Origin of the sequence: uncultured Chloroflexus sp. (assembly GCF_938091255.1) — a bacterium.
GTDB lineage: Bacteria > Chloroflexota > Chloroflexia > Chloroflexales > Chloroflexaceae > Chloroflexus.
In genome coordinates this window covers 1-21,110 of record NZ_CALLJH010000028.1, presented here as the reverse complement: position 1 = coordinate 21,110, position 21,110 = coordinate 1, and the positions used below count along the sequence as shown (strand labels likewise).

16 protein-coding genes and 1 other annotated feature are annotated in these 21,110 nt (G+C 59.2%); of the genes, 6 read left to right on the top strand and 10 right to left on the bottom strand.

Annotated elements, in window-relative coordinates; all coding sequences use genetic code 11:
* Positions 1 to 9: 9 nt before the first annotated feature.
* Positions 10 to 279, bottom strand: a binding site (T-box leader).
* A 176-nt stretch (positions 280 to 455) separates the two neighbouring features.
* The 4 genes from Q1A00_RS10205 to Q1A00_RS10190 all read right to left on the bottom strand — a co-directional run bounded on the left by Q1A00_RS10205 (position 456) and on the right by Q1A00_RS10190 (position 9,220).
* Positions 456 to 2,066, bottom strand: coding sequence for a glycosyl hydrolase (locus tag Q1A00_RS10205; RefSeq protein ID WP_298482199.1), 1,611 nt, complete (start codon positions 2,064 to 2,066; stop codon positions 456 to 458).
* 79 nt (positions 2,067 to 2,145) lie between these two features.
* Positions 2,146 to 2,694: a GNAT family protein gene (locus Q1A00_RS10200; RefSeq protein ID WP_298404959.1), complete on the bottom strand. Its 549-nt coding sequence runs from the start codon at positions 2,692 to 2,694 to the stop codon at positions 2,146 to 2,148.
* Between the two features lie 70 nt (positions 2,695 to 2,764).
* Positions 2,765 to 7,939 (bottom strand): Ig-like domain-containing alpha-2-macroglobulin family protein, encoded by a 5,175-nt coding sequence (locus Q1A00_RS10195; RefSeq protein WP_299756613.1) that lies wholly within the window; start codon positions 7,937 to 7,939, stop codon positions 2,765 to 2,767.
* Positions 7,940 to 8,215: 276 nt separating this feature from the next.
* A complete protein-coding gene (locus Q1A00_RS10190) occupies positions 8,216 to 9,220 on the bottom strand; it encodes a homoserine kinase (RefSeq protein WP_298404965.1) in 1,005 nt (334 codons plus the stop codon).
* Between the two features lie 135 nt (positions 9,221 to 9,355).
* On the opposite strand from Q1A00_RS10190, the gene Q1A00_RS10185 reads away from it, so the two are divergent.
* Positions 9,356 to 9,592 carry a hypothetical protein gene (locus tag Q1A00_RS10185; protein ID WP_299756610.1) on the top strand — a complete coding sequence of 79 codons (237 nt, stop codon included), beginning with the start codon at positions 9,356 to 9,358 and terminating at the stop codon, positions 9,590 to 9,592.
* A gap of 410 nt (positions 9,593 to 10,002) precedes the next feature.
* Positions 10,003 to 10,785: a DNA/RNA nuclease SfsA gene (gene sfsA / locus Q1A00_RS10180; RefSeq protein ID WP_298404971.1), complete on the top strand. Its 783-nt coding sequence runs from the start codon at positions 10,003 to 10,005 to the stop codon at positions 10,783 to 10,785.
* 10 nt (positions 10,786 to 10,795) lie between these two features.
* On the opposite strand, the gene Q1A00_RS10175 is transcribed toward sfsA, so the two are convergent.
* From Q1A00_RS10175 to Q1A00_RS10160, 4 genes are all read right to left on the bottom strand, one after another.
* The gene (locus Q1A00_RS10175) at positions 10,796 to 11,125 is read right to left on the bottom strand and encodes an SGNH/GDSL hydrolase family protein (RefSeq protein ID WP_298405003.1); all 330 of its coding nucleotides are present in this window, start codon (positions 11,123 to 11,125) and stop codon (positions 10,796 to 10,798) included.
* A complete protein-coding gene (locus tag Q1A00_RS10170) occupies positions 11,101 to 11,388 on the bottom strand; it encodes a hypothetical protein (RefSeq protein ID WP_298404974.1) in 288 nt (95 codons plus the stop codon). Before Q1A00_RS10170 ends, Q1A00_RS10175 begins: the two co-directional genes overlap by 25 nt.
* Before the next feature lie 148 nt (positions 11,389 to 11,536).
* On the bottom strand, positions 11,537 to 12,748 hold the full coding sequence (locus Q1A00_RS10165; protein ID WP_298404977.1) for an MFS transporter: 1,212 nt from the start codon (positions 12,746 to 12,748) through the stop codon (positions 11,537 to 11,539).
* A gap of 18 nt (positions 12,749 to 12,766) precedes the next feature.
* The gene (locus Q1A00_RS10160; RefSeq protein WP_298404979.1) at positions 12,767 to 13,690 is read right to left on the bottom strand and encodes an LLM class F420-dependent oxidoreductase; all 924 of its coding nucleotides are present in this window, start codon (positions 13,688 to 13,690) and stop codon (positions 12,767 to 12,769) included.
* A 108-nt stretch (positions 13,691 to 13,798) separates the two neighbouring features.
* Here Q1A00_RS10160 and Q1A00_RS10155 point away from each other — a divergent pair, with 108 nt between their 5' ends.
* The 3 genes from Q1A00_RS10155 to Q1A00_RS10145 are packed head-to-tail and all read left to right on the top strand — an operon-like array spanning position 13,799 to position 16,168.
* Positions 13,799 to 14,209 carry a gamma-glutamylcyclotransferase gene (locus Q1A00_RS10155; protein ID WP_298404982.1) on the top strand — a complete coding sequence of 137 codons (411 nt, stop codon included), beginning with the start codon at positions 13,799 to 13,801 and terminating at the stop codon, positions 14,207 to 14,209.
* A gap of 22 nt (positions 14,210 to 14,231) precedes the next feature.
* Positions 14,232 to 15,125: a carbon-nitrogen hydrolase gene (locus Q1A00_RS10150; protein WP_298404985.1), complete on the top strand. Its 894-nt coding sequence runs from the start codon at positions 14,232 to 14,234 to the stop codon at positions 15,123 to 15,125.
* Positions 15,125 to 16,168 (top strand): agmatine/peptidylarginine deiminase, encoded by a 1,044-nt coding sequence (locus tag Q1A00_RS10145; RefSeq protein WP_298404987.1) that lies wholly within the window; start codon positions 15,125 to 15,127, stop codon positions 16,166 to 16,168. The genes Q1A00_RS10150 and Q1A00_RS10145 overlap by 1 nt, the downstream gene beginning before the upstream one ends.
* Before the next feature lie 148 nt (positions 16,169 to 16,316).
* Here the strand turns inward: Q1A00_RS10145 and Q1A00_RS10140 are convergent, their stop codons facing one another.
* A complete protein-coding gene (locus tag Q1A00_RS10140) occupies positions 16,317 to 17,678 on the bottom strand; it encodes a DUF1501 domain-containing protein (RefSeq protein ID WP_298404989.1) in 1,362 nt (453 codons plus the stop codon).
* A 29-nt stretch (positions 17,679 to 17,707) separates the two neighbouring features.
* Entirely contained in the window at positions 17,708 to 19,504 is a 1,797-nt protein-coding gene (locus tag Q1A00_RS10135) for a DUF1800 domain-containing protein (RefSeq protein ID WP_299756603.1), read from the bottom strand.
* A 168-nt stretch (positions 19,505 to 19,672) separates the two neighbouring features.
* On the opposite strand from Q1A00_RS10135, the gene Q1A00_RS10130 reads away from it, so the two are divergent.
* Positions 19,673 to 20,824 carry an FAD-dependent monooxygenase gene (locus tag Q1A00_RS10130; RefSeq protein WP_298404995.1) on the top strand — a complete coding sequence of 384 codons (1,152 nt, stop codon included), beginning with the start codon at positions 19,673 to 19,675 and terminating at the stop codon, positions 20,822 to 20,824.
* Positions 20,825 to 21,110: the final 286 nt, after the last annotated feature.

Here is a 21,110-nt window from a genome sequence, read left to right as displayed (position 1 = left end):
TCATCCCCGAAAGGGGACGAGGCTGATTAACCCCGCGGTACCACCCCATTTCGACGGCGCACACAATCGAGCGCGCGTCGCACTCAGTGAGCGTCAAGTAACGCTCTGCCCCGCTAACGGTGGGCATTCCGGGCGCGGCTACTGCGCGTGTCGATTAACCACGCGGTTCACCTGCCAGCTCAGGGGTGATTTTCACTGCCACCGGTTCCACCCGGCTTCCACCATCCCGGGCTCGCTGGCGGGCAAGCGGCAGCTACTCTTCCCCGTCATTGCCATTGAGCAACAGTATACGTCGGGACGTGCGCCGCGTCAAGGCGCACAGCCGTCCTCTTTCACCAACGAATGATTGCAGGCTCTAGCGCTACACGGCTGGGCGGCTTAAACAACAAAGAGAAAATGAATGACGGGGGAGGGGCCGGGGGTGGGGGGAAGACCCCTCTTGCCCCCTCACCCCCCTAGCCCTCCTCTCCCACGAGGGGAGAGGGGGGGATACATCCTTCCCCCCTGCATAGGGGAGGGGCCGGGGGTGGGGGATGCACCCCTTGCCCCCCTATGATCGCATTGATCCACCCAATACGAATCTCTCCCATCCCGCTCCACCGGTCGTATTCATCATCGATCACTACCGCGTGTAAGGTCAACGGCCAATCAGGTCGCCCATTGCCGCTGCCGGCGATCCGTTCGTACTGCGCCGGACGGCGACTGAGCGGTGTGATGAGAGTCTGCCATGCTGGGGGGCCAACCACGCCGGCGGTCACACTGAACACTTCGCCTTCACGGTCGCACAGCCAGAGCCGCAGCCGGTGGCCGTTGCCGTCGCCGTAGAGCTGGATGACCAGCGCAGTTGTTTCAGCGGGTAAGGGGATGGGTTCGCTGAGTTCAAACGCGACATAATCATTCTCGCGGGTCGTGAAGCGGTAGGTGAGGCGAAGGAAGCCAGCAGTGCGCTGGAGTGAGCCGTTGGGTTGGGCCGGTCGTTGCCATTGGATTGACTGGGTACCGTCGAGTAATCGTGTTGCGTTGGTTGGGTGCGCTGTGGGTAATGTAAGGGTCGTTGTCAAGTGGCGCATCGCCTCCGCCACCGGCTTAGGATGGCTAAAATCGGCCCGCCCGCTACCATACGCAAACAAGCCGTAAGGATTGTGCGGATCGTCTTTGAGCATATACCAAAAGACGTGACTGACGCCGCCTTGCCAGAGGGCGCGATAGGCGCGGGCAAGGTAGTCTGCCTGTTGGTCGGCATTGGTCAAACCAAGTGCGTCGCGGTCACCGGGGCCACTGGCCCATCCCACCTCAGTGGCCCAGATCGGCTTGGGGCCGTAGCGAGCCGCCACTGCCCGTACCCCATCGGCGGCGGCGATCAGGTTGCCCTCCTCTGGGTTGAGTGGATCGACGTAGGGGTGAATGGCGATAACATCAAAGGTATTCCAGCCGCCATGTTCAGCGATGGTACGCAGAAAAGCGGTATCGAACGGGTTGATTCCGCCGAGTACGATAATGGCGGTGGGGTCAATCGCGCGAATTGCCTGAGCCGTTTTGATCAAGAGTTGGGTGTAGCGGGCCGGGTCAGGGGCTGGCCGCCAGAAGAGTGTCTGATCCGGTTCGTTCCAGATTTGCCAGTGCTTGACGAGATGGTGATAGCGTGTGACCACCGCTTCGGCATAAGCGACAAACGCTGCTTCATCAGGCGGCGCGAACGAAATCAGGTTGGGATGATCGGTAGGGTCGGGTGTGGCCCAACCCACTGCCGGCCCCAGCACGCCAAGCACCTGCAAGCGCTGCCGGTGTAAGGCATAGAGGGCAGCATCGGTGAAGACCCAATCCCAGACGCCGGGTTGGGGTTGGATGCGGTGCCAATGTAAGTCTTCGCGCACCCATTGCACGCCGAGATCGGCGACAATCGCCGCCGGGATAGGCATAGTTGCCGCGTCGGGATAGCGGGTGGCGAGATGGCTGTTGATCCCGATTGCAAGTGGCCCAGTTGGCGTGCGTACTGCAATCGGCGCCGTGATCAACCAGCGCGGGGCCGGCGCATCCCCGGCCAATATCCCCGCCACGACGATCATGATCACGATAACGCAATATCGTACAGATGCATCACCGTGCGTCTTGGTTGGAGACACACCGCCGTGCGTCTCTCCCATTTCACCATTCCACTGCATAGACCTGATGTTCCACCCACCCCAACCCAATCCGCCGCCAGCACGTCACCCCTGCCAACGGCTGAAATCCGCACCTTTCAGCCAGCCGGCAGGCAGCCGTATGCGCCGGTGCGATCAATGCCTCTAACCGGCGCAGGCCTAATGTGGTGTTGCTAAATCCGATCACGGCGGTTAAAGCCTCGCGCATATACCCTTTCCGGCTCGAACGCTCTTCCATCCGGCATTCGATGATCGCTGTGTGGCGTATCGTTCGTTCAATGTTGTCGATCCAGATATCACCGCAAATCCGCTCGAGCGGGTCATCGCGCCGCACCAAGAACAGGCGTAGGCTGTGCCCGGCGTAGCGGGCCTCTTCTTCTGCCGCCAACCGGCGACGCTGGCCTTGCAAGGTGAAAAAGTCATCGGGCGGTATCGGCAACCAATCTTCGCCGAACGTCCATGCGCGGCGAAAGTATCCCCGCACCGCTTCATTGTCACGTGGCGCCATGACCCGCAGCCAGAGCCGTTCGGTGGTAAGGATGGTCGTGTTCATTTCATCACGCTTCCCGCACTCGCGGGGTTATGCCTGCAGTGCGGCAGGGTGCGTCGCTCGCGATGCCCGCTTACCGGATCATTGGTTCAATCGTGATAGTCTCTTGCGCGAACACTACGACTGGCGCAACATCGCTGCCCGGCGCCGTGATCACCACCGGTGGGATCGCAAAGACTCCCGCTGTGGTCGTTTGCGCAGTGATCGTTACGCGATAGACGCCGGGGTCGAGATAAGCCCCGCCGATCTGCACCTGTCGCCATTCGCGGTCAATCTGTTGGTAGGTGAAACCCTCTCCAGCATTAATTTTGACCGGCATAAGCCCGGCTGGCAGCGGGATGGCAGCCTCTAACCGGAAGATGGGCTTGCTCACGATTAGCAGCAGCTCAATGTCAACTGGTTGATCAATGATGTTTGGCTCCGTTGCAGTTCGATACCATAGCCGTACTCGCACCTCTCCCGGCTGGCCGGCGCTGCTAACTGAGTTGCGCGTGGCAATCAGCGCCGTGCCATTAGTTGGCTCAACGCGGAACGTGCCACCATCAAGCCGGAACCGTTCGACGCCGCTGATTGGCCGTTCGGCAGTGAGATGAGCAGTATTGTGCGTTACCCTCACGCTGGTGTCACTGGTGAGTAAGGTTGGGCCGAGCGCCAGCGCCACCCGTGCCGCTTCGTAGGGTGTTGACCAGCCGTCTCCTTGCCAGTGCCGCAAGAGCGCTGTGCGCCACGTGGATAACCGCGGGTCAGCCGGACGTTCAGCGGCTAACGCTTGCACCACAGTGGCGCTTACCGCCAGTGCACTGGGTGGCATCCCGTCTGCACCGGCCCACGGCAAGCCGCTGCTCGCCGTGTTCCAGAACGGCGCAAGGAGCGCGTTCCGCCCACTCGTGGCGCGCAACGCAGTGAAGGCGCGTCCGGCAGGGCCGGCGCCGGCAGGGAGGGCTGGCTGCCCTGTTTCTTCACCATGGATTGACATGACATAATCAGAATACGCTTGCGCATCAGCGGGTTGGGCTAGTCGGTGCCGGCGCAAGTACGCCAGCGCCGGTTCGCTCAGCTCGCGCAACCGGGTTGCGGGTTCGGTTTGACCAATCGCCTCAAGCACAAAGGTCGTCACAAACGGGTCTGAGCTGTTACCCGGCCACCAACTCCACCCGCCATCGCTGTTGTGCAGTGCGTGCAGTTGGGTAAGCGCGCTGTCGATCAGCGTGCGCCACTCATCCGCTTCCGCATTGGTGGGCGCCGTGCGTTCCAGTGTGCGGCCAATGATCACTGCCGCAGCCAGCGCCTCAGCCGTTAGCGGCGTCGTTTGCAACAGTCGTTGCGCCTGATCGGCTAAGGCTGCCCGTGCGCTAGCCGCGATAACCACTTCGTTGTTGCCGTCAGGCAGGGTGAGCTCAATGGCGCTAGCTGTCACCCGTGTTTGCACCGTCACTGGTAGCTGCGCCTCTCGTCGCACTGGCACGGCGTATTCAATGGGCGGCAGGCTGACAGTATCAATTACTTCGTAGCGCAACCCAATGATCGAAGCATGCGCTTGCGCTTGCACCCGCCAGAGCACCGGCGCTGTTGCGCCAGCCGGCACGCGCACGATTTGCTCGAACGGATCGAGCAACACGCCGCCGCTGAGCCATAGCCGTGCGCGGATCGTGCGCTCTTGCCCATCAACGTTCCGCAGTATCAAGGTCGCAATCGCGGTATCGGCTGGCCGCAATACTGGTAACGGCGTCGCAATCGCCTCCACCGGCTGGCTGGTATCGATCAACGTGCTAGCGCTGCTAGCGATGCCGGCAGGATCGATCGCTATCACCTCAAGTCGCCAGCGGCCCTGCTGGTTGGGTAGGCGCACGGTGATTTCGTGTTGGTTGTTGGAAGATTGCACGCCAGCAAGGACATTGATACCGGGTAAGCTACCGGGTGTCCCCAGTGCCGGTTGCCCCGGCAAGAGCACTCTATTCCAGCGATCCAGACTCGCTGGCGGTGCGTGAATAGGCGTCAGCGTCACCAGTAGATCATCGGTAGCCGCCGTGACCGTCAGGGGGATGGTCGCGCCGGGCAAGACTTCGCGCTGGTTGAGGTTGATGACCGGCGCTGGCGGCGGGTCGATCTGGATCGTGGTTGCGGTCGTCCAAACACGCACGCCGTCATCGATCAGGGCGGTGATCGCCGTAACCGGCGCCATATCAGCGCTGATCGGTATGATCATGATATTGCCGGGGCGGACATTCTCTTGCCTGACCAGCGCGTTTTCGCCTTGCCCCACGATCACCAGCGCAGTTCCGCCGCCGCTTGGCCCGGTAAGCAAAAGGCGGGCGACGTCGCCAGCGGTATAGGCTGGACGATCAGCAATGATTCGCGGTTCAGCGGTGCCGATGCTCGATCCTGCTACCCACAGCTCTTTGCGGGTGAGAGCTGTTCCGGCCCGCGCCGTGAGTTCATACCGGCCCGGTGCTAAGGTGACAAGTTCGGTAGTAGCCTGCCCATCGGCTCCAGTGCGTACCCGGCGGATCAGCAGCGGCGGTTCGGCAGCGTTGCGCCGGAGGTCGATTTCGATTAGGGTATTGGTGATGGGTTGCCCATCAGCCGCACGTAACGTTGCCGTTACGCTTGCCCGTTCGTTGCGCTCGATCACAGCGGGCATCGTGATCGCTAAGCGGGGACTGCGCGGCGTGATCACCCCCTCGGTTATGCGTTCGATTTGCTCGCCGTCCTGCAATTGCACGATGAGGTGAAGGGTGTAGCGGAGCGGGCGCAGCAGATTCTCGTCAGCCGGCAAGCTAATCACGGCTCTCCCGCTCGGATCGGTCACCGCACTGGCTTGGGTTTCACTGGTTGCACCGATAACTTCACCATCTACTCCATCAAGTTCCACCGTCGCTAACGTCGCAATCCGTAACGTCCAACTCACCACCGCACCGCTGACAGGCAGATCGGCGCGGGTGACATCAACCGCCAATCCTGCCGGACGGATCGGGATCACTCGTGCAGTGGCGCCGGTCGCCGGCACACTCACCCTGATCGGGATAGCGTATGTCGAATCGCCAACGAATACGCGCACGGTGTACAAACCGGGTACCGTGCGGGCATTGAGTTGAAGACTGCCATTCAACCTTCCATTCTCGCTCACTGTGCAGACCACGGCACGCGGCTCTCCGAGCACGTTCTGGCCGTCGAGTTGGAGGTCGCACGTGCTGGCAGCCGGCAAGTCTAGCCGGCCATCAGCTTGCCGTTCGCGCACCACACCGCTAATGCGCACGGTTCCCCCCGGACGGTAGCTGAGCCGGTCAGACGTTATCAAGGCTTGGGTGCGTGGTTGGAGGATGGTGGTGATGTCTTGGCGGGCAAGGGCGATCCCGTTGCTTTCGGCAAGCGCAATCAGAGTACGGGCCGGCGCATTAGTGCTCACCAATCCTAGCTCGTCTACCTTGATCCGCCAAAGACCTTGCTCGTTGCTGCTGCCGCGGGCGAGCATCGTTTCACCGGCATAGATACTCACCGCAACATTGCTCACCGGTGCGCCATTGCCACTGCTTGTCACCCAGAGCAACACCTCATTGCCGTTAGGCAACATTGTCAAGTGCAGTGCCGAAATCAGGATTAACCGGTCAACGCGCAATCCACTGCTGGCGGTCAAGCGCAGATAGTACGCACCCGTCGGCAGCGGGTCGCCGGCGCTGTTGGCGACCAGCGGCAGCAGACTGCGCATAACGGTGTCGGGCGGGTCATAGAAGGTCTCTCGCCATGCCCGCACGAGCGGCTGACCATAGCGTTCGGGCACGAAACTAGGCCATTCGGTTGGCCGGAGCGAGATCGCGCGCACCAGCGTCGTCGCATCGAGTTGGTAGAGCTGTGCGTCAACCGCGCTCACGTTCATCCGCTCTAACGTCACTGCCGGCTGCGCGTCGGCAGGAAAACTCACAATCGAATCGCTCGTGATGTGCAACCGTGGTGGCGCGCTCGCCGTGCGGATAGCAAGGGAAACTTCTTCGTTAAGCGGTACGCCGCTGCGATCGCGGGTGCCGGCAGCAACGGTGATCGCATAGGTGGTTGCTGCCTGCAATGCAGGCCGGAGATTGACGCGATTCTCGTCAACCTGTAGCTCAATCTCAGTTACCGGCGGGTCAAAGCGTAATCCTGATCGCAGCTCGGCTTCATCCATCGGTGTGCTAAAAATCAACCGAATCTCTTGCCCCGGTGCTAATGTTTGTCCTTGTCCCGGAAACGAGGCGATCAGCGCCGGTTCAGGTTCTACAGTGAAGCGCCATTCTGCCAGTGGTTGGCTGGCGGATGGCGGTTGGATGCGTACTTGATAGGTTTGGCCGGGAGTCCAGCCGTGGTACGGCGTGAACGTGACCGTATGCTTGCCATCAATGGTGGCGCTGCTAAAATCGCCGCTGATTGCCGGCGTGATCGTCAAGGCGGTGCTAAGCAGCCGGGTATCAATTGGCGCATCAAAGACCAGTGTCAGCGGCTGTTGCGGATTCACCCACCGTTCGCTGGGTGGCGGGGTTTGCGCGATCAACGCCGGCCAAGGCGTGACAAATTGCCACCGGAACGGCTGGCCGAGTTCGATGCCGCGCGCATCGCGTAGATGAGCGTCAAGGGTGAGGGTGTAGGTCGTCGCTGCGGTGAACGCGATCGATGGCGGCAATAGGAGAGTCTGCGGATCGAGCCACTGCCCTTCCAGCGGCCACGGTGGCGTCAGTTGTACGTGCGACAGCGAGGCAGGTTGGCCAACGGCGCTCGTGGCGACCATCGGCTGGCTAAAGATGAGAGCGATCGGCGCGTCGCGCGAGCGCGGTGCCAGCGCAGCGGCGACCGTAGGTTGCGCAGCAGTAGTGAATGCAACGTCGAGGGGTTGCGCTAATGGTCGCCACCACCGGCTTTCTGCGCTAGCCATGACCTGCACGCGATAGGTTGTGGCTGGTTGCAAGGGTTGCGCCGGCACAAACCGCAACACTTGCATATCATCCGACCACTCAAACGATCCCGCCAACGGCGGATCGATCCGCAGCGCGCGCACGACCGTAAAGGGGTTCATCGGCGTGCTAAATGCAAGCGTGATCGTGCTGCGTGGTGGCACCGCTTGGCTCTGCGGCAAGGGATCGCGTAATTCTACCGTTGGCGCTTCAACCCACGGTGATAATGGCACTAGCCAGCGTATCGATAGCCCGCCGAGCAAGCTCACGACTACACCGGCCAGCATAATTGTCCAGAGATGGGCCAAAACGCGCATCCAACGCTGCATGCGTATTCTCATGCCGGATATTGTGGGTAATGTGCCATACCGTTATACCCTGCCGCGATGGTAGTGACGGATAGCGGTGTCGTTCTGTTATTGCGAGCGCAGGTCTTGGCAAAGTTACGCATTGTCTAGTCTACCCGCAGCAGTCGCAGTCGCTCGCGAAGACGAGGAATAGCCGCGTGCGCTTATTACATGCTGTGCCGAAAGCCGGCCAAGCGACAAGCGCCTCGTTTGTTGTCATGCTCATGGCCTGCGCTACGCAAGCCATTAGGAACAAACTTAGTATACCATCGCTGCGGCGAGAACATGCTCACGGTGGCGATCCATCCATTCCGACAACCACTGTCCCTGTCCCAACAGCTCAAGATGGTAATCTGGCTCGGCATCTGGTGTGCTTAGGGTACGGCGCAGATTGCCTTGCAGCCAAATCACTTCCAGTATCGCCGGCAGCGCCTGCGCCTCACTCTTCGACAAAGGTGCAATCGCATTATACGCACTCAGGAAGAGTTGCACCCGCTCAAGATCAAGCGGTGCGCGATAAACTCCCCACATTGACCAATTGGGCGGCGGTGGACCAACCGCCATGTCAACCAGCCCATCAGCCACATCAACGAGCCGCGCGTCGATGCCGATCTGGTCGTAATCAATGAGTGCCGCCACTGCATCGCCACGGAAAATAAGATTGTCACGGTGAATGTCGCCGTGAATGAGCAGGTGCGGCAGCTTGGCGTAGGCTTCATCACTCAATTGCCGGCGCAACTCGGCGATTCGCCGTTCGTACCAATGGAGCGTAACGGTCAGGTCTCCTAACAGATCACGGGTAATGAGGCGTTCGGTTAAACTGCTCAAGCTCGATGGCAAATAGCGTGGCGGTGGGGGTGGGGGCGGATCGGGGAAGCCGGTCACGGCCCGGTGATAGCTGGCCAACACCCGGCCAATGTCGCTCAGTTGGCGTGGACGGCTCGGATTGAACTCGTCGCCAATGATAAACACACTCAGCTCGTACACCCGATCGTTGAGGATCACAACCGTATCGCCGTTGCGCGCCGGCAAGACGCGCGGCGCCGGGAAGCCGCGCTGGCGCAGCCAATCAAGCAGACGGTGGCGTAACTTGATGGCTTGAAACCCAATGTGGCGCCGGTTGCGCCGGATGACAAACCGGCCAACCGTGGTCTCTATGAAGGCCGTTTCGTTGATCGCGCCATGGCTGGCCGGACGGCTCGACCGTAGCTCGCCGACATCGTAGTATGCCAGTGCGCGGGCAATGTCATCATGGGTCAGCATTGAGTATCCTCGTAGCCATGCTTCCTCCCCAATTGTACCATCAGCAGTATCGGCCCTCGTAAGGCCGCTTTACGCTCTTGCGCCTGAATTACAATCGTTTGCTAGCGTCACCGAAAGCGTGAGTAGTTACCTACTATGGCTGATCGAACTTTCAATATCAACTTGTCGTGTGTATCACGGCAACGCCTAGTAACTGAGTTGTTGATTATAACGATGGTTGCCATCGTTGGCGTACTTTGGTTGTTTAGCTCGATCTGGAGTCAATTCACTTCAGTTCCAGCAGCCGGGTATCGTAACCAGCCGCCGTTAGACGATCCTTGGCAGAATGTCTGGATAGTGTGGTGGACGGCGCGGGTGGTGATGAGCCGGTAATTCCACTTCTTTTCGGCCTGATTGCCGAATGGCCCGGTGTGCAAGCCGGCCAGCGTCCGAACCATTTCATCATCTTAGCCGCTTGAGATGGTAGTATTGCAACCTTCAACGACCCTCTTCGGGCAAGGCGCGGCAACATCTCCGCTAGCTACTCCTGAACCACGCATCTATTCAGTCGTCGTGACCTTACCTCACGGCCATTCGGTCTTGGTGCTAGTAGCCGATCCGATGTTACAGGTTCCTTCCGAAAAGCGTACTGCGGTGGAGTGGGGCGTTCGTTGCACCTGATTAGGTGTCATGCTGACGGCGATGCGAGATCGTTTTACCCTGTCGCTGCTGCTTGTCAACGACTTTAAGTGCTCTGGTGGATAATGTATTGGCTCATTAACTCCGTATGCTATACTAATGCAATGAATACTGAGCAACATGCCAGCTCCCATATCCACCCCACCGTGCGGGTGCCCCTCTCGACCGGCGCGCCGCTGGTCGAGGCAACCTTTGCTGCCCGTTCCGGCCAGTTTTTGATTGAGGCGCAGATGGGTGGCCGGATGGTACGCGCCCATCTCGCCGATCGCGGTCGTTTGGTTGATATGCTCGTGCCCGGCGCACGTTTGTTGCTCGCCCCGCGTGAAGAAGTTGGTCGCAAAACGGCGTTTCAGGTGGTAGCGGTCTATCAAGGGCACGATTTAGTGTCGCTCGATACCCACTTGCCCAACCGGCTCGTCGCCGCCGCGTTGTCTTTAGGTGCATTGCCGCAGTTTGCTCGCTATTCCCGCGTGCAACGCGAAGTTCAGCTTGGCCCGCACCGGATCGATTTTCGTCTTAGTGAAGGGCTTGATAGCTGCTGGCTGGAAGTTAAATCGGTGACGCGCTTGGTTGAGAATGTCGCCGTCTTTCCCGATGCTCCCACCGATCGCGGTAGCCATCATCTCGAACTATTGACCAATGCTGCGCGTAATGGCCAGCGCGCGGCGGTCGTGTTTATTATTCAACGTTCGCAAGGCGTTGCCTTTGCCCCTGACGAGACGATCGATCGCGCCTTTAGCCGCGCCTTACGCACTGCGCGCTCGATGGGGGTTGAGATGTATGCCTATGTTTGCCCCGTGAGTATGACTGGTGTGACCCTTGGCCACGAGGTGCCGATCTTTGCTTCGCTCGATGCGGTGCCGCTCGAATTACGGCGGAGGACGTAAGGTGATTTGCTTAATGCTGTAGCTGCGCTGCCAGTAGGTTGCCGAGCGCTTCGTTTAAGACTCGATAGCCTGCCGCATTGATATGCAGGAGATCGTCCCGGTATTGCTCAGCAACGAAACCGCTCTCATCAGCCAATATCGCTACACTATCGAAGATGACCACATTCGGTGCTGCTATGTGCCGGATCGTTCGATTCACTCGTTCAATCGCCGCCTGTATCTGCACCGTCGCCGGATCGAGGCGCTCGCAGGCGTTGAGACCAAGCCCAAAGATGGTTGTGAGAATCACTCGGCTGCCGTTGCTGCGCGCTTTGTTCACGATCGTGCCGAGATTGGCAATTGTGGTTTGTATGATGCGCTCTTCTGTGTGCCTAAACCCAGCCAGCGCTGTTCGATCATTGCCCCTACTTGGACAATCACGAGTTTGGATTTGAGCGGGCTAACGTCCAACCGGTAGCGGAAGCGCGCTTGGGTGCTAGTGAAGCCGGGGATGCCGCAGTTGGCGATGGCGAATCCCGCCGGCACCGGCCACGCCGCGGCCCGCGAGTCGCCAAACAAGACGATCTGCGCCGTGGTCGCCGGTTCGCCGCCGAACGTGGTCATACCCAATCAGTTGCGCCTCATAAGGTGAAAGAGCCGTTCATCGTGGCGCGACAGCGGGCGCGCCACTAAGCCGCCCAAACAGACGGCCCCCCGCTAGGGTGAGATCAATGATCCCAATCCGGCGCACTCCGACGTAACCTCCTCCCCGCTAATCTGCCGGTGCTAATCGCCGCTCTTCCGCCGGTAAGCGCGCCGCGCCGATGCAAATCGCGATGCACGCTGCGCTGCTGACGAAAAAGGCGCTGCCGAACCCAAACGGCCCCACCACTAACGCTCCGATCAAAGGTGCTACGGCCCGCGCTGCCGAGACGATCGAACTGTCAAGGCCATAGACCGCCCCTTCGCTGCCGCTAGCGGTGTAACGCCCCAACAGCGCGCTCAGCGAGGGGGTGATCCCGCCAATCGCGGCCCCACTCAGCGCCTGCAACACCAACAGTTGCCAGACGTTCGTGACCAATCCTTGTGGGGCAAAGGCCAAACTAGCTAGCAACGCGCTACCCATCAACACCTGCCGATGCCCGATCCGGTCGCCGAGCCGGCCTAGCCAGATGGCGGTAGCTGTGCCTGCTGCCGACGAAACGCCGACAATCAGGCCCGTGAAGGCACTGACTGGCTCACCGGCGCTGAGTAGGCTAGCAATGAAGAGGGGCGCAAACGGGAGCAAGATGGTCTGCCCTAAGCTGCTCAGAAATCGCATCCCGTAAGCCGGCCCGATGCCGGGAGTGCGCGCTATTATCAGCCAGCTTTGCACCATGCTGGTTCGTTGTTGCTTCTGTCTCGTCGGCGCCTTCCCGCCCCCATGCACCCCTATCGTCACCAGCATCCCCGATGCGAGCAAAAGCACCGCCGTGGTGATGAATGTCGCCCGAAAACCGAGCGTCTCGGCCATAAGACCGCCAATCAGCGGCCCGGCAGCAGTGCCGCTCCACAAGCCCATCTGCAATGCCCCCATCGCAAAGCCCATTCGTTCGCGCGGGGTGACGGTCGCGACCAGCGCATTGGCTGCCGAAATGGTGCCGGTAATCATCCCTTGAATTGCGCGCAACAGCGTGAGTTCTTCCGCCGACCGGGCAAACCCCATGAGCAAAAGAATAATCGCGCCGCCGTACATCGCTCGCTCGACCATCAGTTTGTAGCCGAGCCGGTCGGCTAACGATCCCCAGATCGGCGCGGCAATCGCCATCGTCAGCGCCTGTAGCGAAAAGACTAACCCGGCCCAGAGGGCGACATCGCCAAACGTAGCTACGCCGAGATAGGCCACGTACAGCGGCAGAAAGGGAAAGATGATCGAAAAGCCGATCGCCGACAGAAATTGGGCGATGAACATAATCCAGAGCGTGGTTTGCCAACGTGTCTGCATGTTGTTACGCTGATATGTTTACGTTGTTTGCGGCCAGACCTGCGTTGCAAATGCTTCCAACCGGTCAAGATCATCCAAATCCAGCCACTGCACCATGATCCGCTCGACGCCGACCGCTGCGAAGGCGTGAATCTGCTCGGCAATCTCGCCAGCTGTGCCCACTAACATCCCGCGTTCACGCAGCGCGGCCCGGTCGCGTCCGGCCAGTAGCCGCTCGACTTCTGCGTCATCTCGCCCAAACACCGACCCGATCATCAACGACCGGCGGACTGCTGTACGTGGTCTACCAGTTGCGGTCAACAGTTCGTCAAGCTTAGCGTTGAGTTCGGCGAAGCGCGCTGGCGGCACGAAGACCGCGTTCCACTCATCGGCGTATTGGGCGGTGAGCGTAAGGGTGCGCTTTTCGCCGTTGCCCCCAATCACAATCGGCGGCCCTCCCGGACGTTGCGGGCGTGGGAGTAAGATCGCGTCGCGCAGTTGGTAGTATTCGCCGATCCACGTTACCGGCGTGTCGCTGCGTAACAGGCGTGTAACCACCTCTAGCCCTTCGGCGAAACGTTGGAATCGTTCCTTAACCGGCAGTAAGTCAAAGCCAAACATTGTGTGTTCGCGCTCTTGCCATCCCGCTCCCAAGCCGAGCTGGAGCCTGCCGCCAGACAGATCATCAACCGCTGCCGCCATTCGCGCCGTGAGCGCCGGGTGGCGAAACGAGACCGGCGAGACCAGCGGCCCGAATTCGATCCGTTTGGTGTGTGAAGCCAGCCATGCCAGCGAGATCCACAGTTCGAGCGATTCTTTTTCCGGCGGATTGGCGTTGGTAAAGTGATCGGATCGGTAAAGGCCGGCAAAGCCAAGATCTTCGGCGGCTTGCGCCAATCGCTGCCAGCGCGGCCACGTCAGCCCGTTTTGGCCTTCGATCATGAGAGCGATTTCAATCGGCATGCATGCGCTCCTCGTTGGGGCATAGCAACGCTATGTCCGTACAATGATGGTATAGTATCAGGGTGCCGCATAGCGGCGTCGTTGTTAGTATACCGCGAAAAATAGTTGATGCGTCCATTTTTTGTCTACGGAACGTTAAAGCGAGGTCATGCAAACTATGCCCGTTTGTTGGCCGGGCAGACGGTGAGCGAGGAGCCGGCTTGGTTGCCCGGTGCTGCGCTTTATACCGCCGGCCCGTACCCGTTTCTCGTTCGAGCGGTTGATCTGGTGCCGCCGGGTTCGACCGTTTTCGGTGAGCTGATGGAAGTGGCGCCAGCTCGGTATCAGCCGGTCTTGGCGCTGCTCGATGAGTTAGAGGATTGTATGCCCGCTCGCGCCGGCAATCTCTACGAGCGGGTTGTCATAACAGTGCAGACGGCTAACGGCCCGCGCGAGGCGTGGGTTTATGTCGCTGGGGCTGGCGCCGAAGAAGCGATCCGGCAAGGGCGACTACGGTTGATTGACGGCGGTGTGTGGTGAGATGCCCTGAAGGAGAGATGAGATGGCGCAACGCATTGTTCATGTCGGTTTGGTGCAGATGCGCTGCACCGCCGACCCGGAAGCTAATATGGCTACGGCAGAAGCCGGTATCCGTGCTGCTGCTGCTCAAGGTGCGCAGATTGTCTGTCTGCCCGAGTTGTTCCGTTCGCTCTACTTTTGCCAGAGCGAAGACCACGCTTATTTCGCGCTGGCCGAACCGGTACCCGGCCCTAGTACCGAGCGTCTCAGCAAGCTGGCGGCTGAGTTGGGTGTGGTGATTGTCGCGAGCCTGTTTGAGAAGCGAGCCGAAGGTCTCTATCACAACACGGCGGCGGTGATCGACGCCGACGGCCGCTATTTGGGGAAGTATCGCAAGATGCACATCCCCGATGATCCGCTCTTCTACGAGAAATTTTACTTTACGCCGGGTGATTTGGGGTTCAAGGTGTTCAAGACTCGCTATGCACGCATTGGTGTGCTCATTTGCTGGGATCAGTGGTACCCCGAAGCCGCCCGGCTCACCGCGCTGCGTGGCGCTGACATTCTCTGTTACCCGACCGCGATTGGCTGGCATCCCGCTGAAAAAGCCGAATACGGCGTTGCCCAACATCAGAGCTGGGAGACCATCCAGCGTTCGCATGGGATTGCCAACGGTTGCTATGTGGTGAGTATCAACCGCACCGGCCACGAAGGCGATCCGTCTGGCGGGATCGAGTTTTGGGGCCAGAGCTTTATCTCCGACCCGTCGGGTATGATCATTGCCCGCGCCCCGGTTGACGAGCCAGCCGTGCTGGTTGCGCCAACCGATCTAGGCAAGATCGATGTGCAACGCACCCATTGGCCATTTCTGCGCGATCGTCGGATCGATGCCTATGGCGAGATTACCCGCCGCTATATTGATGAGGAGGAGGTGTGATGGCGACTCCTGCCGAACTTGGATATTTCATGCCTGCCGAATGGGAGCCGCATCAGGCGACGTGGCTGTCGTGGCCGCATAAAGAGGCGAGCTGGCCGGGGATTATTGAGCGAATCTGGCCAGTTTATGCTCGCTTTGTTGCCGAGGTAGCTCGCGGCGAAACAGTGCATCTCAATGTCAACGATGCCGCAATGGCAGCGCAGGCCCGTGCCTTTTTAGCCGAAGCTGGAGCAAGTGGCGATATTCGCCTGCACGAGTTTCCCACCAACGACGCATGGTGTCGTGACCACGGCGCAATCTTTGTGGTGCGCGACGGTCCGAACGGACGTGAGTTGGCCGCGACCGATTGGGAGTTTAATGCGTGGGGCGAGAAGTATCCGCCCTACGATCTCGATAACCAGATTCCGGCCCGCATGGCCGAATACCTCGGCGTGCCGCGCTTCCGTGGCGAGATGGTGCTTGAAGGCGGTTCGATCGATGTCGATGGTAAGGGGTTGTTGCTGACCTCTGAGCAATGCTTGCTTAACCCCAACCGCAACCCGCACCTCGACCGGGCCGCGATCGAGCAGCGCCTGCGTGAGATGCTCGGCGTGCATACGATTCTCTGGCTCGGCGAGGGTATTGTTGGCGATGACACCGATGGCCACATTGACGACATCGCCCGTTTCGTCGCACCGAGCACTGTCGTCGCCGCGGTCGAAGAGGATCCCAGCGACGAAAACTACCATGCTTTGCAAGACAATCTCCGTCGCCTGCAACTCATGCGCGACGCCGCCGGCAAGCCGCTCACGGTGCTGACCATCCCAATGCCGCCGCCGGTGGTTTTTCAAGGCCAGCGTCTGCCGGCCTCGTATGCCAATTTTTACCTTGCGAACCATGCAGTGATCGTACCGATCTTTAACCATCCCAATGACCAGCGCGCTTGTGAGGTGTTGCAGCGCTGCTTCCCCGATCGGCGCGTGGTAGGTATCGATGCTACCGATGTCATTTGGGGATTGGGTTCGTGGCACTGCCTCAGCCAGCAGGTGCCGGCAACTCGCTAGCGTAGCGTGTGACAGCTCAACGTGTGCTCAATCCTTGCGCATCGCCGCTTTTCTGCATTATTGCGCGCCGCCGTAGGCGGCGAAGCAATTCCCCGCGAGCACGAGCAGGGGGGCTATCCGCAAGGCCGGCGCAAGAGGAGGAGTGTACTCACCGACACTGCTGAATCACCGGTACGAACACGCGATGCTCGGCGTTAGCCAACCCTGCTTCTTCCGCTGAGAGCACCGGCGGCAAATCCGCGCCCCGGACAATGCCTAGCGGCGTGTACGACCCTAAGCCGGGAAAGATAGTTCCCAGCCTAGGATTGCCCAACCGGCGGATCAAGATCTCGCTCAGTACCTGCCGGAAGTCGGTCGTAATCTGCAAATCTTGCCGTTTATCAAGTTGATCGGGATGCAACCCCGGCCACGTGCCGTACACTTTTCTCCCGTTCACATTCCCGCCCAGTACCATCATCACATTCCCATGCCCGTGATCAGTGCCGTTCGACTGGTTACGGCCCAGTCGGCGGCCAAATTCACTCAAAACCACAATCGTCAGACGCGAATGGTAGTTTGCCAGATCATTGTAGAACGCGCCTAACCCTTGTGAGAGGATGCCGAGCCGGTCAGACAAATAACCACTGCCATCGCTATTCGCCTGCGCTTCGTGGGTATCCCAGCCGCCGAAGTCAATCGTTGCCACTTGCAAGCCGATCTCAGCCTTGATCAACTGGGCAACCGTCTTCAGCGCATCGCCAAAGGTTCCCGATGGATAGTTGCTTGGATTATAGCTGCCCATACTTCTCATAAGATCGATCACCTGCGTCACCCGCCGACCAGCCGGGGCGAGCGGATTGATCGCGCTGCGACTGTACATCTCGCGCAACGTGGTCAGAAAGGGATAATTATCTTCGGGGCGGTTGTAGCGCCAGTACGTGCTCACATTGAAACTACTCGGCGATGTCATCGCGACTGCCGCAGTATAATTGAGCAACGAAGCCGGGGTTGCGGTATTGGCTGCCACTGCCGGTAGCAAACTGCTCGTTCCGCCTTGTGATTGCAAGTGGCGCGTAATCCAGCCGCTGCTGGTCGTCTTGTTGCCCGGCGTCCCGCGCTCGATATAGTCCATTGCATCAAAGTGGCTGCGGGTGTCGTCGGTGAGGCCGCAGGCGTGAATGAACGCGAGATGGCCGCTGTTGTAGAGATCGCGCAGATGGGGCATCTTGCTATTGAGGCCAAAGCTGTTTGTCTGATACGAAGGATTGTACGTGTCAATCCGCAACGGCGCATTGGCGCCGCTCAACGGTAGCGCGAGCGATCCGCGGGCTGTGCGATAATGGCTATCGTCGTAGGGGCTAAGCAAGCTGAGACCATCGCAACCACCCCGCAAGAAGATCTGCACAAAGATCTCATTGGTCGCTTGCGGCTGGACCGGCTCGGCGAATGCCAAGTGACCGATCCGGGCAGCGGCCATGGCAGCGATTGCAGTGCTACAACCCATCAGAAACTCGCGGCGTGTCCATTGCATTGTTGTATTCTCCTTGGATTGGGCGTTACTTATCGCAGCCAGAACTCAGGACTCATCGCCAACAATTGCACCATCGCCTTGATCCGATCACGCACTGCTTCCGTGCTGCCCCAATCGGGCGCGCCGCGCAACGGTTGCGGCGGCTGGTTTGGATCGCCGCCTTGGGCGAGGAAGTTGATCAGTAGGGTGCGCAGATCGCCGGTTGGTGTGTAGGTCAGCATCCGCTGGAGCCAAAAATCAACAATCCCGGCGCACGACAGGCCGGCAGGGGTTTGGCCGACGATGTCAATGCCAACATTCCCGCCCCACGATTGGGAGATGGTGTAAAAGCAATTCCACGATCGCAGCAGCGCGTTAGTGTTGGCCCAATACTCAGCCCGATCGGGATGGCCGGTCGGCGTATCCCACCCAAACAGGCGGTGACCAGTCTGATCGACGTTCCAGAACAGACGCTGCCAATAGTTGCCTTCGGTCGCATTCCCGTTAACCGAAGCGACATCACTAGGCAGATTGGCATTCGTGGCCCGCAAAAAGGCCCAGATCGATTCGAGCGGACGGCGCATTTTGTGCCCAAAGATATTCTTTGCTTGGGGTGATAACAAAATCGTCTCCACCACGCGCCGGATCTGGTCGGGCGAATCGCGGTGTTGCATCCAGACAGTATAAGCAGCGTTGATGAGCACCTCAGGTGGGTCGTCAGCAACCAAGCGCTGGCAGAGCTTTTTGCACAGATGACGGCCTGTGCCGGGGTGGCGGGCAACGAGGCGCAACACCTCCTCGCCATCGCGTTGCGCGCCGTTGTTGAAGGGGAAATTCGGTGCCGGCGGAATGCCCGGCAGCGGCGCCGGTGCGAGCACTGTTTTGGGAAAGTTGTCGTGCCACGCTTCCATCAGATAAAATGCCCCAGTGTTTGGTCTCCCATCACGCCCGTTGGCGATTGTCCAACCGGTGAGGCAACGTGATGCTTCGTAGACGTCGTAATCGATGTACGCCGCGGCAAACCGTTCGCTACCGTACTCGACGACCGGGATGTTCTCGCGTTGGTCATAGAACTTGAGATAATGCTCACTGCCGAGCGTATGTAGCTCGAACAGTTCGCGGGCAAAGTTCTCATTGCCACCTTCGCCGCCGCCTGCTTTGTTGCTAACGTTGTTGAGGTAGTACATCATCGCCACGCTCTTCGTTACCTCGAGCAACAGTGTGTGAAAGTTGCCGAGCGCGTGCGTGCGTATGATCCGGTCATAATCTGGCCACGTCGCCGCAATCCGTGAATCGGCGTCGGCCCGCACATTGAAGTGGTTGTGCCAGAAATCGACCATCACCTCGAAGAGCTGCCGCCGGCTATATACTGCCCGAATCCACGTAGCAACCCGTACTTCGTCATACGGCCGCATCCGTTCCGCCCAAGCCAAGTCAGGAATGACGCGATGTTGCCAGAGCCATTCACGTGAGGCATTGAGCCAATTGAGCGAACGGATTTCATTCATCGTCTGATTGTTGTACGTGTAGCGGATTTTGAGTTGGGTTGCGGCGAGCCGGTTGGCGCAGGGGGTGTCATCAATCGCCGCGGGGTTCAGTTGCTGGCGTACCCAATTGTCAAACCGCTCTTCGTCATTGCTTCCCGGAGTGGCCTCGTACATCGCTATGAGTTCAGGACTAGGGCCGAACGCTAAGCGCCGCATCGCAACTGCGCGTAGCGAGGGTGGAGCGTTATAGCAGGCGGCGACAGGGGTGGCTGGAGCTCCGATAGCGGCAAAACCGCCGGCGGCTAACCCTGTAATCAGCAGAGCGCCGCTTTCGAGAAGATCTCGTCGGGTGAGTTCCATGCAAGGGTGTTCCTGATGAAGCTAACTTGATAATGAAAATAGCGCATTGGTCGAAGATCTCAGCCAAACGCGATAACTTTTATCTGCGCTCAGCAGAGATAACCTCTTGACCTGACAATAATGTAATCTTGATCCAAAAACTATGGAATCACCTGAAGGTACTATTTCGTGCGAAAGGTCAATACTGTGCAGATTGCAATTGTCGGGGGCGGGATTGGTGGGCTGACCGCAGCGATCGCATTACAGCAGCGCGGTTTCTCGGTACGGGTGTACGAGGCTGCGGCGTCATGGCAACCTGTTGGCAAGGGCATCTGGTTGCCTACGAATGCGTTGCGGGCGCTTGATCGACTAGGTTTAAGCGTGCCGCTTATGAGCTGCGGTTGGGCGTTGGCCAAGATTGAAATACTCGATTGCCGTGATGGTTTGCTACAGCAAGTAGACCTGCGCTTGATCGCCGAGCGGCTAGGATATACCACTCTTTCGATCCGGCGGGCCGATTTGCATCACGTCTTGTGCGATCATCTACTGCCTGAAACCTGCCAGCTTGATCACCGATGTACTGGTTTTACCCAAGACGAGCAGCGCGTAACTATGCACTTTGCCGATGGTTCCGAAACGGTTGCTGATTTGCTGATCGGGGCTGACGGCCTGCATTCGATCATTCGCCAAACGCTCTTTCCCGGCATTGCTGTGCGCTATAGCGGGCAGACGTGTCTGCGCGGCATCGCCTCGTTCACATTGCCGCCACCCTTAGCTCATACCTGTCAAGAATGGTGGGATGGCGAGCACAGGTTTGGTTTTTCAGCGATTGATGAGCGCCATGTGTACTGGTTTGCGCCTCTGCTTGCGCCGGCGGGAGGAAATGAAACCCTAGCAACGCTTCAGTTAGCGAAACGTTATGCTACATTTCCCCAACCAGTGCCAACGTTGCTTCAACATACGCCGCCTGCCGAGATCATCCTCACCGATCTCTACGAATTGCCGCCGCTGCCGAGTTGGTGGCAACGGCGAGTGGTATTGCTTGGCGATGCTGCCCATGCAATGATGCCAAATCTTGGTCAGGGCGGTGCGCAGGCGATTGAAGATGCCATTGTGTTGGCTGATTGTTTAAGTAAGCTGCCCTTATTTGAAACGTTGCACGCTTATGAACAAACGCGCCGGCCCCGTGTTGAGCGCATTGCCCGCGCTGCGCGTCTGTTCAGCCAGATCGCGCATATCCGTTCAGGCTACTTACAATGGCTACGAAATAGGATAGTACGACTAATGCCTGCTTGGTTGAGCCAACGCCAGCTCAATTGGCTCTATCAGTTTCGTGAATGAACGTTCTCAACGTTGCGCTATCAAATAGTGCATCGTGCGCATTGTAGAAGGCGACAGTTCACTCCTGCACGCCATAGCTGAAAAGTATAGTGCTCGCGTATGTGTCGTGGCGTGCTGTACGTACCCAAGCCAAAGAGCACCGCATCCGGCGCGCGAGCAAAAAACCCCACACCCCCCAGCAGTGAGCTAGGGGGTGTGGGGTTTAGCACCTGAACAGGCACGCGTGGTGATGAGCCGCGCCGTAGCACGTGAGCAGTGAGTGGGATTGCTCCCTAGAAAGGAGGTG

Excerpts from the sequence above, each read along its gene's own strand:
- Q1A00_RS10170 (WP_298404974.1), bottom strand. The coding sequence starts at position 11,388 with ATGACCACGTTCGGCGGCGAACCGGCGACCACGGCGCAGATCGTCTTG.
- Q1A00_RS10185 (WP_299756610.1), top strand. The coding sequence starts at position 9,356 with ATGGCTGATCGAACTTTCAATATCAACTTGTCGTGTGTATCACGGCAA.
- Q1A00_RS10150 (WP_298404985.1), top strand. The coding sequence starts at position 14,232 with ATGGCGCAACGCATTGTTCATGTCGGTTTGGTGCAGATGCGCTGCACC.
- Q1A00_RS10155 (WP_298404982.1), top strand. The coding sequence starts at position 13,799 with ATGCGTCCATTTTTTGTCTACGGAACGTTAAAGCGAGGTCATGCAAAC.
- Q1A00_RS10205 (WP_298482199.1), bottom strand. The coding sequence starts at position 2,066 with ATGATCGTCGTGGCGGGGATATTGGCCGGGGATGCGCCGGCCCCGCGC.
- Q1A00_RS10160 (WP_298404979.1), bottom strand. The coding sequence starts at position 13,690 with ATGCCGATTGAAATCGCTCTCATGATCGAAGGCCAAAACGGGCTGACG.
- Q1A00_RS10145 (WP_298404987.1), top strand. The coding sequence starts at position 15,125 with ATGGCGACTCCTGCCGAACTTGGATATTTCATGCCTGCCGAATGGGAG.
- Q1A00_RS10200 (WP_298404959.1), bottom strand. The coding sequence starts at position 2,694 with ATGAACACGACCATCCTTACCACCGAACGGCTCTGGCTGCGGGTCATG.
- Q1A00_RS10135 (WP_299756603.1), bottom strand. The coding sequence starts at position 19,504 with ATGGAACTCACCCGACGAGATCTTCTCGAAAGCGGCGCTCTGCTGATT.
- Q1A00_RS10195 (WP_299756613.1), bottom strand. The coding sequence starts at position 7,939 with ATGCAGCGTTGGATGCGCGTTTTGGCCCATCTCTGGACAATTATGCTG.
- sfsA (WP_298404971.1), top strand. The coding sequence starts at position 10,003 with ATGAATACTGAGCAACATGCCAGCTCCCATATCCACCCCACCGTGCGG.
- Q1A00_RS10140 (WP_298404989.1), bottom strand. The coding sequence starts at position 17,678 with ATGCAATGGACACGCCGCGAGTTTCTGATGGGTTGTAGCACTGCAATC.
- Q1A00_RS10165 (WP_298404977.1), bottom strand. The coding sequence starts at position 12,748 with ATGCAGACACGTTGGCAAACCACGCTCTGGATTATGTTCATCGCCCAA.
- Q1A00_RS10190 (WP_298404965.1), bottom strand. The coding sequence starts at position 9,220 with ATGCTGACCCATGATGACATTGCCCGCGCACTGGCATACTACGATGTC.